Source organism: Pseudomonas sp. P5_B2 (assembly GCF_056400445.1).
On record NZ_JBFULH010001457.1, the window covers coordinates 1 to 572 of the forward strand.

Genomic DNA, 572 nt, shown 5'->3' on the forward strand with positions numbered 1-572 from the left:
GGTTGAAGCGATGACCATTAGCCGGCTCATAGGGGCCATGCACGCGGTAGCCATACAGCGTTCCAGGCCTGGCGTCCGGAAGGTAACCATGCCAGATCTCGTTGGTGAATTCTGGCAGCGCAATGCGCTCAATTTCACTCTGACCATCCGCGTCGAATAGACACAGTTCGACCTTGGTGGCATTCGCAGAAAAAATCGCGAAGTTGACACCCGATCCATCCCACGTCGCACCCAATGGATGCGGTAGGCCTTCACTGACGCGGCTGGCTGGACGGTCTTGGCTTGATGCACTGGCACTCACTGGTTGATCAGTCATGATCAAGCACTCCGAGAGAATATATGGGATGGGGGAATGACCAACGCGGTCTATCGATAGAAGCTCATGGCGCGTAACAGTTCAGGATATTTGCTGCCTCATTGGCATACCCAATTCGGTACAAACAAACCCAGCTTTGGATTTGCCATATCGCGTGACGGGAAATGTAATATTTTGAAAGATCCGGGGTGGGGCGGTAGTCAACCGAGTTCAGTGCGCATGACCTGGTCAGACTGGCTCTGTCGTTGGCTACAGC

1 pseudogene is annotated in these 572 nt (G+C 53.7%); it reads right to left on the reverse strand.

The features are described 5' to 3' along the window. Positions 1-316: pseudogene (locus tag AC1DRJ_RS31810) on the reverse strand (glycogen debranching protein GlgX); the annotation flags it as partial. Positions 317-572 lie beyond the last annotated feature (256 nt).